The following is a 12,067-nucleotide window of genomic DNA, read 5'->3' as shown; positions in this document are numbered from 1 at the left end:
GGGCGCTGTGCCCCGACGAGACGGCCTTCCATATCGAGCGGGCCCTGAAGCTGCCCGGCAAATGGCTGGACGGGCTCAACAAGGAAGTCCCGGAGAGCACGCTGGAGCTGCTGAAGAACCCCGACCGAGCGGCCACGCCCGTTGACGTCGTATGCGTTGTTCTTGACCGAGACGACCATGTCGCCGTGGCGCAGCCAGAACTCGCGGGCTACCCGGTCGATCGCCACATAGCCGCAGTCAATGGTCTGGTTCACTACCCGCTTGCTGCCATCCGCGTCTACCTGGATGACGGCGGGCACCGGGCGGTTGTCCGGGTAGGACAGGTAGGTGAAGCGCCCGTCGTCGAAAACGGCATGCGGCAGGATGTCCTCGCTGGCCTTGCCGGTGGCCACCGTGTAGTCAGCGTTGACGACCTTGGGGCAGCTCGTCAGGCGCTGCTCGACCACCTCACCAGGCGCGGGCATCACGGCCAGTGCTGCCTGCATGCGGCCCTGCGCCAGCGCCGTGGCGGGGTCTACCTCAGGCGCCCGGGGCGGGCGCACCAGCAGCCGGTGCACGGCCCGCGAGGCTGGGCCGAGCTTGAACACGAACGTGTAGGAACGCCGCGCGGTCTTGATGGACACGTTGTTGGGCATGTCCGCCTGCGCGCCGCTCTTGGGCTTGACCACGAAGTCGCTGTCGCCCGGCGTCCAGTAGAGGCACCACGGCTGCTCGGGCTTGTCGCAGTCGGAGCCCAGGCCCGTATGAGGCGACTTGTTGATGGCCTCGCCGGGCTCCAGCTCGATGCGCGTCGGCACGCCCAGCGCCACGGGCACGGTGATGACCTCGGTTGCGCTGTACGTCACTTCCTGGATCGGTGCCGCCCCAGCATGCGCCGCCAGGGCAGCCAACCAGATAGCGTGCAGCTTCATTGCACGGCCTCCTTCTGGCCAGTTTCCTCGTCGGCACGGAAGTACGTCACAACGAAGGCGAGCGGGTTCTCCTCGCGGTCCACAGCGTCCAGCGCGGCCTTCAGCTCGTACTTGAAGTGAACCGTGGCGACATAGCGTTGCGTGAATGGGGAGCGCTTGTTGTCGGCGTACCGGGTGGTGACGTCATAGGTCACCACTGCCTCGCGATCGCCCTTCGGTGTGGTGCCGGTCAGCCGCACCAGCACCGGGTTGACGTTGTGCATTTCGCGGTCACCCAGCCGCTTGTCCAGCCCGTTGTCGCCATCGAACTGGCGCTCGTATTCGCGGAACATGCTGGGCGTGCTCATGCGGCGCACGGTGACGAAGTCACGCTGCAGCGTCGGGTAGATATATCCGGCACGCGCACGCACGAACTCGCGCAGGTGCTTCTTGTGCTGCATCTCCAGCGCATCGACCTGCGAGAGCTCCTGCAGCGTGTTCACGGCCATCGCGCTGCCGTTGATGCGGTCCACGACGATCGGCAATGGGATGCGCTCGGGCGGCTTCGGCCACAAGCGCGGTCCGAGGAATGAGGCCACCTGGCTCAGCGCCGTGAACACGCACACCAACAGCAGGATGCGCTCACAGCGTGCCGTAGTAGCCCGCACGATGGCTTCCCAGGGTTCGGGAACTGCGGCGGCCTGGGTCTTGGACATGGAGGCTCCTGTAGGGGGTCAGTGAGCGGCAGGCCGTAGCGGGCGATTGAGCAGTTCCAGGTTGCGCTCGCGCACCTGGGCTGCCATGACTTCGCGCTCGGCCTCAACGAGATCGCGCAGCATCTGGGCACGGCTGCGCTCGTGCTCGATCAGGGCTTGCTCGCCGGCGATGCGGGCCTGCAGCTCGGCAATCGCCTTGGGGTCGCTGGTGCTGTTGATGGCAGTGATAAGGCCCTGCACTTGACCAATGCGCCCATTGGCGGATTGCAAGGCCTGCTGCCAGAACGCCTTGGCCTGATACGGCTGCGCCAGCTGCGACTGGCAGAAGGTCCGCTGATTGGCGTCGGCAATGTCCTCGCAGTTGTAGAGCATCCCGGCATCGCGTATTGCCTTCGCCGCCGGGCTCAGCCCGCTGTAGCCGCTGGCCGCGATGTTCTGGATCAGGTTGCCGGCGTTGAGCGGGACGTAGTTGTCGAAGGCGGGGTTGCGGAACAGCGACCCCAGCCCTCGCGAGCCGGTGATGGACTGGAACTCGGCGCGCTGGTGCTCGATCATCGTGATCTGGTTCTCGATCTGCGTGAGCTCGTGCAGCACCTGCTGGAGTTGCTGTATGAGGACGAGCGGATCGTTCACGATGACCTGGGCATGGACGCTTGGCATGCCCATCAACGCGAAGGATGAGGCGATTGCCATCATCTTTTTCTCGAACACGTTGGGCTCCTATCTCATGCTGCGGCCCATATCAGCGATGCGCTGATAGAGTGCTTGGGCACCGTTGCTGGCGGCCTGGGCCAGTCCAGGGTTGGGCTGGATGCTGTTGTCGGCACCTTTGGGTTCCGGGCCCTTGCCGCCGGCCAGGATGCGCATGGCGATGGCGGCCTGGGTAATCATTGACATGCCCAAATCCAGTGGCGATCCGCCAGAAATGCTGGAAGCCACGCGCGGCGATAAATACAGCAGGATTCCGCCAGCGCCACAGGCCACCAGATAGACAAAGGCCACACCGACCGGGTTGTAGGTGCTGAGATCCGCGAGGGCCATTCGCGACATCTGGATAGCGGCGGTAATGACCACGCCGAGCACAAAAAACACCAGCCAGTTCAGGACAATTGCAGAGACAACCAAACCCACCCAATTGAAGAAATACTGCTTTGTGGCGTTGAACATCAGGCAGATGATGAAGAGTGGACCGATGCTCAGTGCAAAGGCAAGCGTCACGCGGGTGACGGCAATGCAGACCACGGCGATCATTTCCACGATGCCGGCGGCCACCAGGAACACCAAGGCCGCCAAGCCGGCCACCAGCGTGCCCATCATCGAGTCAGCCTTTTTCAGCGGCTCGCTCACCAGCAGAGACGCGTCCTGGGCGAACTGGTCCAGCACCTCCCATGCGGTCTCAAAGCTCTGCAGCTCGGTGCCTGCGGGTCTGAAGGCCACCAGCATCCCATCGCTGAGGCTATAAACGCTGGCCACAATCTTGTCGTTGTAGGCGTGCGGGATGGTGGCCAGCGAAACATAGATCGCCATCTGGAAAATCTTCCAGACGATCGTGCGCGCGGGCGTGGCTACCTGCTCATTGACGATTGCCATGCCTTGCACGAAGCCCCAGATCGTGACCAGTAGTGCGGTTACGATAATCACGAAGGGAATAACGCGCCCCAGCACTGCCTGGGCGTAGCCGTTGAGCATTCCGTCCAGCATCCCGCCGAACCAGATGAGGTCGGCCATGGCATCAGTCCTGCATCTCCATGAAAGAGCCTTTGCTTAGCGGCCGGCATTGGTGCAGGCTGTTCTGGCGCGGGCAGCCAACCCACTGGCCGCCCGTCTTGATGATGAAGGCGCGGCGACGCTGGTCGCGGCCCTTCAGGTACGGCCGGCAGGTGCTGTCCACCCAGGAGCGCGGGCACTCGACAAAGGACGTGGGGCCGGTCTGGATCACATGGGACGCTGTCAGCACGCCGGGCCGCCATGGGTCCTTCTTCATCTCAAGTTCGTTGGTAGAAAACGACTTGGGTTCGGGTGGCAGCTCCACTACCACCTTGCCGTTCACGGTCTTGACGGCCTCGTTGGTAACGGCCATGGCGCTGGCACTAGCAACAAGCGCAACGAGCAGGGTGATGGTGCGGTTCATGCTGCTTGCCTCAGTGGAGAGGTTTGGGAACGGGCGACGCGGGCGCGGAACACCGGCAGCCAGTCGATGGGGTCGTCACCGACCTCCGCGCGGATCTGGTCCAGCAGGCGCACAGTTTCTGGAGAGGAGGACAGCACATCGACGTGGTGCCGGATGGGCTTCAAGTCGAAGTTGCAGATGACGCTCTGGCCGTTCTGGATGACCATGATCTGGCGCTGTCCCGAGAGGCTCATCTTCTGGTAGGCCGCGAACTGCGCTTCGGTCAAACCGAGCTTGCCAACGTAGTCCTCGTGCACGGCTTTGGAGTCGGGTACCAGGATCAGCGTGGATGTCTGAGAGATGATGCTGGGACCCACCCAGCTGCGCGTTACATCCTTGGTCTCTTGCGTGTCATAGATGAGCAGGCCACCTTTTTTTCTGATCGTCTTGATCTGGTCCAGGATGAAGGCAGCGATACCTTCGTCCTGCAATGCGCGCCACAGCTCCACGATCACTGCCATGAGCCGATGGCCCTGGCTGATTACGTCGCTGAAATATTGGAGAAGCGCCAGCAGCATCGGGCCGCGAGCCTCGGGCAGCGCCAGGATCTGCGTGTAGTCCATGGCTGCCAGGTCCACGTCCTCAGGCGGCGGCAGGACGCTGCGGGCGCTGTCGAACACCCAGCCCAGTGCGCCGGCTCGGCACCAGCGCTTCAGGCGGTCATGAATGTTGTTGCCCTCGGTCTGCGGTCCGCCCTGATCCAGCAGGTCCAGCACCGCGCTGACCCAGCGCAGCTCGGACGGCAGCTCGGCCATGGCTTTCACGGCCTTCTCGATGTTGCTCAGTTCCGAAGGCTGGAATTCCAGCTTTGGGTGGTACACCATTGCCTTGACCAGTTCAATCCAGGCGGCAACCTGCTCATCGGTCGGTCGGCCTTGCAGTGGGAACTGGAACGGCTGCACGCCCGTAGGCGTGTTGGCACGCAATTGCAGGTACTGGCCGCGCTCGGCGCGTACGGCAATCTCGGTGCTCCGATCTTTGTCCAGGATCAGCACACGCGGCCTCGGGTTCCAGCGCCGCCGCAGCAGTACCAGGAACAGTTCGATCGTCGTCTTGCCGAAGCCGGTCCTGCCGTAGATGCCCGTGGTACCGGGCAGCTTCTCGCCGGTGTTCACTTCCTCCGCAGGCGACTCGTGCAGGTTGACGGCGAAAGGCTCGCCAGATGGTGTGGGCAGCAGCACTGCGGCCGATCCCCAGGGGTTGCCGCTGCGCTTTCCGGTTGGGAATCCGTGCGTGGCCGCCATGGCCATCATGGCGCGGCTGGACAGGTAGGCGATGCGGGGGCGCAGATTCATGTTACCGGGCAGCTGCGAGTACCAGGCAGCGTCGGGCACCACCTTCACCGCCGTGAGCTGGATGCCCGTGGAGCGCTTGATCGCGGCCTTGATGCGTGAGCCGGCTCGACGCGCCTCGGCAGGCGTTCTGCCTAGGGCCGCCATCGTGTAGGCGAACTCGACCACGCAATACGCGCCATCAGCCGCCTCCTCGATCGCGCGGTCCAGCTGGCGCACCTGATTACTGGCCGCGTCCTCACCGCTCACAAGGTAGGATCGGTGTCGCTTAAGCACGCGCACCGCGTCGTTGCGCTCCAGCACACGCCCGCTAATGGTCTCAATCCACTGCTCGCGCACGTACAGTGGCAGGTTCAGGCAGCCGGGCTCAACATCGGCGTACTCGCGAATGTCCAGGATCTGTGCGTACTTCGGCTGGTCATCCTCAGCGTTCGTGTCGCGCAGTTCCACCAGGCTGTCGCGCACATGCACGTAGCGGCTGGGCAGCGTGCGGTACAGCGGATCGGAGCCGGCGCGCATGGGCTCCCACACGCCATTGGTTAGAAAACCCAGGAATTCCTTCACCCGGCTGTAACGCATGCCGTCGCGCCAATAGTCGCCCAGTACCTCCGGCCTGAATTGCGCAAGGATGCTCAGTGCAGACTCGGTGAGCTCCTCCATGACGCGCAACCATTCGGTCTGTTTCTCCAAAATTTCCCGGGGCGTGTACTCGTCCTTGAGGAATAGCCCTCGAGCCGCTGAGCTGTTGGGCCGTAGCACGATCGAGATGTAGTGCTCGCGCTGCAGCCCCGGTTGTGCCGTGAGCACTTCTTGTGTGAAGTCTCGATCCAGATCGGCCGAGTAATGATCCCCTTCGATGGGCTCCAGCAGGTCAAGGCCAAAGCGTTGCAGACGGTGCTCGTTGACCTCGACCTCTGCATCCTGGATGTCCGACAGACTCGCTATCCAATGGCACTTGGCCTCGTGGAAGCCGCGCATGTCCAGCTCGCCCGTAGTCTCAAACGGCACCGGACGCAACTTCAGAAAGCGCACGATGGCGCCATCCCGTGTCAGCACATCATGCTCGGTAAGCATGCTGCTGAGCTCGATCATGGAAGCGCACGATGCCTCGTGCCCCGCCCAATGCCACCGTGCTGGCAGCGTCGGACGAAGCTTGAACAGCGACATCACTGCTGATCGCAGCATTGATAACATCATGGTCCTCAGTAGTCGTTACCGCCAAGGAGCGGCAGCAGCCGCGCTTTTTCGCTGTAGTCGATGGGCGAATAGCTGCGCACACCCCAAATTTTTTGGTTGGGGTTGCGCAGGTTGAGGAAGGCAACCATCCGCATCTGCCTCAAGGCTTGGTCATCCCTCTTGGTGATGACGGTGAGCCATGCCAGCACCGGGAACACAATCAGTGATGGAACACACGCCAGCAGCAAGCTGCTGAAGATAAACACCAGCATCGTGGCCACGATGTCGAAGATGCCCAGAAACACGCCTGGCAGCAGAGGCACCCTGCCAAATAACAGAGCAGGGCGTGTCGCGCCCTTGTAGATGGTTTCCTTCTGCATGGCAGCTCAAGACATGATGTAAGTGCCAAAGCCAGCGGCACTTCCTGCCACGACGCCGCCCCACAGCAAGGGTGACACGTCCTTGAGGTTGGCCTGTCGGTCGGTGGCGATCTTCAAGCCGGCGGCAATGCCGGCCAGGGTGATGATGCTGGCGGCAACGATGAGGCCCAAGTTGCGCGCCTCCTCGACAGTGCGCACTGCCTTATCGGCGAGTTGGGCGTTGGCCATGGCCGGCACGGCGGCGATTAGCGCCACCTGCATCCGCAGGGACTGGTCCTTGACCCAGGTGATTGCATTAGAAACTTTCACGGCTGGTCCTTTTTTGAAGGCACGGTGGGAATTGCGACGGGCGCATTGACCACGCCTGAAACGTAGCCGTTGCGGAATCCATCGCGGTGGCTGCCGGTGTTGTAACAAGACAACATCTGGCGGATGCGGGTTTGCTCGTCTCGGCTGGGAGCCCGCTCGTAGCAGTCCAGCAGCACGCGCTGGGCGGCCCAGAGGTTGACGCAAGGGTCAAACACGGTTTCAGCAGTCAGGCCCAGCCAGGCAAAGTTGCGCACGTTGATTTGGGCAATGCCTCCGTCGAAGTCGTACCCCAGGCGCTGCAGGTTCTTTGCGGTCGCAACGGCCTCGCTGATGTTCTGCGGCTGGCGCTCCAACCGGGCGCCATTTACTCCAATGACGAATGGCTGGTGCTTCGACTCGCGATGCAGCACGCGGGCCAACGTCGCCGGATGGATGAATGGTGCGCACTGCTGCATGAGCGCAGGGATTGCGTCCATCACTGGTTGCCGCTGCTGTAGCCGGAAGGCAGGTAGGCGGTGCACTGCTCAGGAGGCAGGACACCCAGCGCACAAGCGTCAGCCGGTTTCGTTGCTACCCAGATCTCAAAGTCGCTGTCAAAGCGTGGATTGGGCACGACCCCCACTGACAGCAGATCGGCCTTGGCCTCGTCGCTGTACTGGTACGAGATGTCGGTGCCGCCAGCGGACCACCAGATGCGCATGTAGTGCGGATTGGCTTCTTTGGCCACGTCCGTTACGCCAGTCATGGTGCAGTACCGGGCCCCGGTGTTCAGGTCCAGTACCGTGTATTGCGGCGGGCACTGCATCGCAGCCCACTGCACGTTGGTATTGGAGCCGGGGCATTCTGGCCAGCACTTTCCACGCGACATGCAGCGCATGGCCTCATTTACGTCCGGTATGCAGTCCTGGATCTGCGACCAGTTACCGGCAAGACATAAGACTGTTTTGCAGTGGTCAAAGGCGTATGCCGAAGAGGCGATTCCAAGAAGGGAAGCCGCTGCAACGAGCAGCAAAGCCATCTCGTGTTTTTCCGTTCTATGGAAACACTGCTTGGACATTTTCCACTTCTCTCTTAAAGCGGAAATGGCACTTTGCTCCTCTAAACGAACTCACACAAGTTAGGGCGCAGGCATGTCATCACTCACTAGGTATCCACATGAAACAGGTAGCGAAGGTAGGCGGTGGGCTTTGCTGCAACTGCGCGAGCCAAGCAAAATCGCGCGCTCACTACAAAAAACTTCATGAAGAAAAGAGATCCTGTCTTCTGGCGGAAAGAAACGACCTTGGCTGTTCACTGTTTGCGTTTAATGCTTGAGCGGCATGGTCATATGGCAAGTCAGCATTCCTACCTCGTACAGGAAGCACTAGGTCTCAGTTACTCACAAGCTCATCGCAAGGTGCGAGGCGAGGCACCATGGACGTTGGACGAGTTGGCGGTCGTTGCTGAGCATTTTGGGGAGCCTCTACGCGACATCCTGAAGCCAGCTGAGGACTACAAGTTCGAAGAAGCGACACTACTTAGCGGTGGCCGCGGCTTGCCTTGCCAAGTTGTCATCGGTAAGCAAGTTGAGCCGCCCTACAGGGGTATGGTTGTCCTGTCGTTAGGCGGCAGCTTGGTAGTAGTACCTGGCGATGGCATTAAGGGCACCGACCCATCCGCACGCGAAGCGCGAGAATTGAAAATTGGTGCCATGCTGCCGATCAGCGGGGGACCTGCTGCAGTTCAGTGCGAGGCGTTGATCGGCAACTCTGTGTCATTCCCATGTGAAGAGCCCATCGTTGCAGTCAACACCACGCATGGGTTCGTCATTGCTGCGCCTCAGGCCGTAAAAGACCCTGCATGGCGGGCATACACAGTTCTACAACTGACTGTCAGCCGACCTCGCCTAGTTGCCCAAGCTGAGCCGCCCGAGCCACCGGAAGTCTGCGAAGATTGAAACCTCAGTCCAGCGTCCGGCCCCGGCTGCGCTGCTGCACCGGCACCTGTTGCTGCAGGCGCTCCTCCTGCATCACTGCTGCCTCCATGGCCTGAACCATTGGGGTGCCGCGAAGGAACGCCTTTACTTCGCCAGCCAAGTTGCGGTCCCCTGAATCTTCGGACGCAGCCAGCGCGTTGTGGATGTAGCCCCATGCCCGCATCGAGCTCTCGATTGCTTTGGCCGATAACGCTGGCTTCTCTGATTGTGGCTGGCGCACGCGGCCGTTAGGTCCAGCATGAAGTTGCCACTTCCGCTCCCCGGCTTCAAGCACGCCACGGGTGGCACGCCGCGTCGCTTCAGCCTGAATGCCACGCACCTGCAGCGCCTGTGCGAAGGCTTCTCGCCAGCGGTGCAGATCCGCCTTGCGCGGGTTCAGGCGGCTCATGTCGTGTCCCTCGATTCGCACGACCAAGTGGACGTGCGGGTGCTCCTTGTCGCCATGGAAGGCCCAGCACCATTGGTGGTTGGCCAGCTCGCGTCGAGCGAAGTCCTCGACCGCTGCGCACAGCTCGTCCCTCGGCGTGCCAGGGGGCATGCCAAGGGCAATGTGCAGCGCCTCTTTGCGGTGGCTGTGCTCCGGAATTTCGGAGCCACCCCAGCGGAAATCGTCAGCGGTGGCCGTCACCTCCGCCATGCCCAGGCGCTCATCCTCGCGCTCATTCATCAGCGGCAGCTCGCCGTGGCGTGTGATGTACGTGAGGTGCGCACGCAGCCGTTCCATGCCTTTTGACCCCCCCGTGACCTTCACCATGACTTGGGGCGTATTTCGCACCGTTGCTGTAATGCGCTCGCGGATGTTGGCCGCCGTGGGAATGCGTGGTGGCGTGAAGCGCACCGGCCCGCCGCCTTTGCCTCGATTCGAGCGCGGATAGAACAGCTCGGTGCCCCACAGCAAAAGCACGCCGTCCACTTTTGGTCGCCCCAGCGTCTTGGACTGCGGAGCCATGGTCTCACTCCTGCGTCGGACTGCCTGGCGAAGGCTTGAAAGTCTCCAACTTGCACCAACTGCCGCTGCCGGTACGCCGTGTGGCGCTGTAAGCGGCAATGAACTTGGATGCCTTCTTGATGTGCGCTTGTGCTGCCTCAACGGTGTCGCGTATGAGCTGGTGGTCGGCGGTGGAGAGCTGTGCGGGCTTCGTATGCAAGTGCCGCACGAGCTGGTTGAAGTTGCCAGCAAGCTTGGTGAGCTGGTAGTTGGACTGCGCCAGCGCTTCTAGGGTCTTGGGGCCCACCACCGTATTTGTTGGGCTCGTGAGCAGTCGGGCCATGTATTCGGCCATGGACAACTTCTCACGGCTGGCCAGCTTGACCAGCGTCTGGTGCTCGGACACCAACAGCCGCATGTCGAAGCGCACCGTGGGACCGTCTAGGCGCCTGCGAGGAGTTGGCACGGCTGCAGGTTCAGGGTTGACACCGGCCGCCTCTACAGCTGCCTGCAGAGCCGCCCTTGCCCATTGGCTGGGAAGCTGACCGGCTTCCTTAGCGCACCGCTCCACATCCTCTTTCATCTTGCCTACATCGAGCACCAGCAGCTGGCGGCCCTTCTTCTCGCTCATAAGGTATCGGCGACCAAGTCCAGCAACATGCCAGCGACGGCGAGGAACAGGCCTACGAGGACGCCAATGTCGAAAATCTTGCCGTGCCGACAGACCAGCGCACACATCCACAGACCGGGCGCGAATACGGCCGAATACAGCACAAGCTGCCACGGCAGCTCTGCCATGACAGCGATCAAGGCACCGAGTACGGAAGCTACCAGGAAGGGTAGCCATAGGCGGCGAGGCGTGGGGTTGCCTGAGAACTGCCGGGGCGGCTGGGTAGGGTCTCTCATCGGATCGCTCCTAAGTCCCTCGCCAGCTGTAATACATAAACCGGCGATCAGCCTATCCTGCCCTAACCTTCCCCACTCCGTCTATCTCCACCCTGTCCCGGCTTCCTTTGTGCCGTGCCAGTACGGCAAGCGGAGAGCACAGGGCACGCATTTGGCCTTCCAAGCCGGCTGTTGGACGGTCCAACAGCGCAGCGCGAAGATTGGTCTGACCCGAGAGTAGTGCGCTCCGGGCGCAAAAAAGCCGCCACACGGGCGGCTTGCTCACGGTGTCCTGACCGTGACACTACACGGCTGTCGTCAAGCAGTTGCTTCTACCCGCACGATGCGTACCTTGGCAGGCTGTACGTACTGAGGTTGATCCTTGCTCCCAACGGGTCGCACGGGGATACGGTCCTTGCGCAGCTTGCAGTCCGTCACGACCTCCATCAGCTCCGCCCCCACTTCAACCACCACGCGCAGCTGTATCGAAGCCGCTTTTGATTTGGCTTGTGCACCCTCCCCTTTGGCCTTGTTGGACCGTCCAACAGCGGAATTTGCTGCCCCTTTGGTCACCTCGGTCACGTCTCCCTCGGCATCGGCACGGTCGTTGTTGGACCGTCCAACAGCGGCAGTGGTCAACTGCTTCACCACCTCGGCTGCCGGCTGTGCATTGCCATTGGCAGCAAGCTCTCGCGCCGTCTCTAGCACTGCGGACGGGTTCTCCTTGATCGCGGCGCGCAGCGGGGAGGCATCCCGGAAGCGGATGTCGCCGGGCGAGCTAAAAGCGTTCACGACCTCTGTCGGCAGGGTCGCGATGGTGATGGCTTTGGATATGTCGCCGGGATCTCGACCGATGGCCCTGGCCAGTGCCTGCAGCGAAGGAAACAAGCCCTCCTCCAACGCCCGCTGATACATGCGGCCCTGCTCGTAGGCCGACAGCGGTTCACGGGCACGGTTTTCGCGCTCCATCTGCGCCCACAACTGCTGGTCGCCGACCTCCTCGACCACGGCGGAGATATCGATCCCCAATTCCAGGCAGGCACGGTGGCGGCGGTGGCCGAACACGATCTCGTACTGCACTTCGCCTTCGGGCGGCGTCAGCGGCCTGATCTTGATGGGCTGGACGTTGCCGCCAGCGTCAGCAATCTCGTCCTTCAGGCTGGCGAACGCCTCGCTCTGGAACGAGTCATCGGCTCGGTTGACCCAGCGGCTCGGGCGGATCGTCTTGGGGTCCAGCTTGAGGGGTTCGCCGGTGGCAACAGCCTGCGCGTCCAGGGCGCCGAGGTCCAGACTGGCGGACAGATCGATACTCATTGGAAGGTTCCTTGTATTCGTAAGGCAGCAGG

At 62.1% G+C, this 12,067-nt stretch carries 15 protein-coding genes; 1 reads left to right on the top strand and 14 read right to left on the bottom strand.

The features are described from left to right. The 10 genes from H537_RS54930 to H537_RS52770 form a co-directional block, all read right to left on the bottom strand. Positions 1–911: TrbG/VirB9 family P-type conjugative transfer protein (locus tag H537_RS54930; protein WP_211235008.1), on the bottom strand; the 911-nt coding region annotated here is incomplete at its 3' end. Then, positions 908–1,606, bottom strand: coding sequence for a VirB8 family type IV secretion system protein (locus tag H537_RS42895; protein ID WP_051242575.1), 699 nt, complete (start codon positions 1,604–1,606; stop codon positions 908–910). The genes H537_RS42895 and H537_RS54930, both read right to left, overlap by 4 nt. An 18-nt stretch (positions 1,607–1,624) precedes the next feature. Then, positions 1,625–2,317, bottom strand: a complete 693-nt coding sequence (locus H537_RS0113625; RefSeq protein WP_051242573.1) for a TrbJ/VirB5 family protein — start codon at positions 2,315–2,317, stop codon at positions 1,625–1,627. 9 nt (positions 2,318–2,326) lie between these two features. Beyond that, positions 2,327–3,334 (bottom strand): TrbL/VirB6 family protein, encoded by a 1,008-nt coding sequence (locus H537_RS0113620; RefSeq protein WP_028998361.1) that lies wholly within the window; start codon positions 3,332–3,334, stop codon positions 2,327–2,329. A 4-nt stretch (positions 3,335–3,338) separates the two neighbouring features. Further along, entirely contained in the window at positions 3,339–3,737 is a 399-nt protein-coding gene (locus tag H537_RS0113615) for a hypothetical protein (protein ID WP_028998360.1), read from the bottom strand. Beyond that, positions 3,734–6,160, bottom strand: coding sequence for a VirB4 family type IV secretion/conjugal transfer ATPase (locus H537_RS42890; RefSeq protein WP_051242571.1), 2,427 nt, complete (start codon positions 6,158–6,160; stop codon positions 3,734–3,736). The genes H537_RS0113615 and H537_RS42890 overlap by 4 nt, the downstream gene beginning before the upstream one ends. A 110-nt stretch (positions 6,161–6,270) precedes the next feature. Continuing rightward, positions 6,271–6,624 (bottom strand): VirB3 family type IV secretion system protein, encoded by a 354-nt coding sequence (locus H537_RS42885; RefSeq protein WP_051242569.1) that lies wholly within the window; start codon positions 6,622–6,624, stop codon positions 6,271–6,273. A 6-nt stretch (positions 6,625–6,630) separates the two neighbouring features. After that, positions 6,631–6,933 (bottom strand): hypothetical protein, encoded by a 303-nt coding sequence (locus tag H537_RS0113600; protein ID WP_156901683.1) that lies wholly within the window; start codon positions 6,931–6,933, stop codon positions 6,631–6,633. Continuing rightward, positions 6,930–7,409, bottom strand: coding sequence for a lytic transglycosylase domain-containing protein (locus H537_RS42880; protein WP_043458775.1), 480 nt, complete (start codon positions 7,407–7,409; stop codon positions 6,930–6,932). The genes H537_RS0113600 and H537_RS42880 overlap by 4 nt, the downstream gene beginning before the upstream one ends. Beyond that, complete coding sequence (locus H537_RS52770; RefSeq protein WP_156901682.1) at positions 7,409–7,990, bottom strand: hypothetical protein; 582 nt, start codon at positions 7,988–7,990, stop codon at positions 7,409–7,411. Before H537_RS52770 ends, H537_RS42880 begins: the two co-directional genes overlap by 1 nt. Positions 7,991–8,173: 183 nt before the next feature. Between H537_RS52770 and H537_RS51020 the strand changes: the two genes are divergently transcribed. Beyond that, positions 8,174–8,869 carry a helix-turn-helix domain-containing protein gene (locus H537_RS51020; RefSeq protein ID WP_084150654.1) on the top strand — a complete coding sequence of 232 codons (696 nt, stop codon included), beginning with the start codon at positions 8,174–8,176 and terminating at the stop codon, positions 8,867–8,869. A gap of 4 nt (positions 8,870–8,873) precedes the next feature. Here H537_RS51020 and H537_RS42870 read toward each other — a convergent pair whose 3' ends face one another. The 4 genes from H537_RS42870 to H537_RS49175 all read right to left on the bottom strand — a co-directional run bounded on the left by H537_RS42870 (position 8,874) and on the right by H537_RS49175 (position 12,035). Then, complete coding sequence (locus tag H537_RS42870; protein WP_043458772.1) at positions 8,874–9,857, bottom strand: relaxase/mobilization nuclease domain-containing protein; 984 nt, start codon at positions 9,855–9,857, stop codon at positions 8,874–8,876. A gap of 4 nt (positions 9,858–9,861) precedes the next feature. Further along, on the bottom strand, positions 9,862–10,467 hold the full coding sequence (locus tag H537_RS0113580; protein ID WP_156901681.1) for a plasmid mobilization protein: 606 nt from the start codon (positions 10,465–10,467) through the stop codon (positions 9,862–9,864). Beyond that, positions 10,464–10,634, bottom strand: a complete 171-nt coding sequence (locus H537_RS52765; RefSeq protein ID WP_156901680.1) for a hypothetical protein — start codon at positions 10,632–10,634, stop codon at positions 10,464–10,466. The genes H537_RS0113580 and H537_RS52765 overlap by 4 nt, the downstream gene beginning before the upstream one ends. 405 nt (positions 10,635–11,039) lie before the next feature. After that, entirely contained in the window at positions 11,040–12,035 is a 996-nt protein-coding gene (locus H537_RS49175) for a ParB/RepB/Spo0J family partition protein (protein ID WP_051242565.1), read from the bottom strand. Positions 12,036–12,067 lie beyond the last annotated feature (32 nt).

Origin of the sequence: Azohydromonas australica DSM 1124 (assembly GCF_000430725.1) — a bacterium.
Taxonomy (GTDB): domain Bacteria; phylum Pseudomonadota; class Gammaproteobacteria; order Burkholderiales; family Burkholderiaceae_C; genus Azohydromonas; species Azohydromonas australica.
Note: the sequence above shows the minus strand (reverse complement) of the source record. Positions and strands in the feature narration are given on the sequence as shown.

What these genes read in the sequence shown, in the direction of transcription:
- H537_RS42895 (WP_051242575.1), bottom strand. Translation starts at nt 1,606, where the DNA reads ATGTCCAAGACCCAGGCCGCCGCAGTTCCCGAACCCTGGGAAGCCATC.
- H537_RS42870 (WP_043458772.1), bottom strand. Translation starts at nt 9,857, where the DNA reads ATGGCTCCGCAGTCCAAGACGCTGGGGCGACCAAAAGTGGACGGCGTG.
- H537_RS51020 (WP_084150654.1), top strand. Translation starts at nt 8,174, where the DNA reads ATGAAGAAAAGAGATCCTGTCTTCTGGCGGAAAGAAACGACCTTGGCT.
- H537_RS42890 (WP_051242571.1), bottom strand. Translation starts at nt 6,160, where the DNA reads ATGATCGAGCTCAGCAGCATGCTTACCGAGCATGATGTGCTGACACGG.
- H537_RS49175 (WP_051242565.1), bottom strand. Translation starts at nt 12,035, where the DNA reads ATGAGTATCGATCTGTCCGCCAGTCTGGACCTCGGCGCCCTGGACGCG.
- H537_RS42880 (WP_043458775.1), bottom strand. Translation starts at nt 7,409, where the DNA reads ATGGACGCAATCCCTGCGCTCATGCAGCAGTGCGCACCATTCATCCAT.
- H537_RS0113580 (WP_156901681.1), bottom strand. Translation starts at nt 10,467, where the DNA reads ATGAGCGAGAAGAAGGGCCGCCAGCTGCTGGTGCTCGATGTAGGCAAG.
- H537_RS0113620 (WP_028998361.1), bottom strand. Translation starts at nt 3,334, where the DNA reads ATGGCCGACCTCATCTGGTTCGGCGGGATGCTGGACGGAATGCTCAAC.
- H537_RS0113615 (WP_028998360.1), bottom strand. Translation starts at nt 3,737, where the DNA reads ATGAACCGCACCATCACCCTGCTCGTTGCGCTTGTTGCTAGTGCCAGC.
- H537_RS42885 (WP_051242569.1), bottom strand. Translation starts at nt 6,624, where the DNA reads ATGCAGAAGGAAACCATCTACAAGGGCGCGACACGCCCTGCTCTGTTA.
- H537_RS52765 (WP_156901680.1), bottom strand. Translation starts at nt 10,634, where the DNA reads ATGGCAGAGCTGCCGTGGCAGCTTGTGCTGTATTCGGCCGTATTCGCG.
- H537_RS52770 (WP_156901682.1), bottom strand. Translation starts at nt 7,990, where the DNA reads ATGTCCAAGCAGTGTTTCCATAGAACGGAAAAACACGAGATGGCTTTG.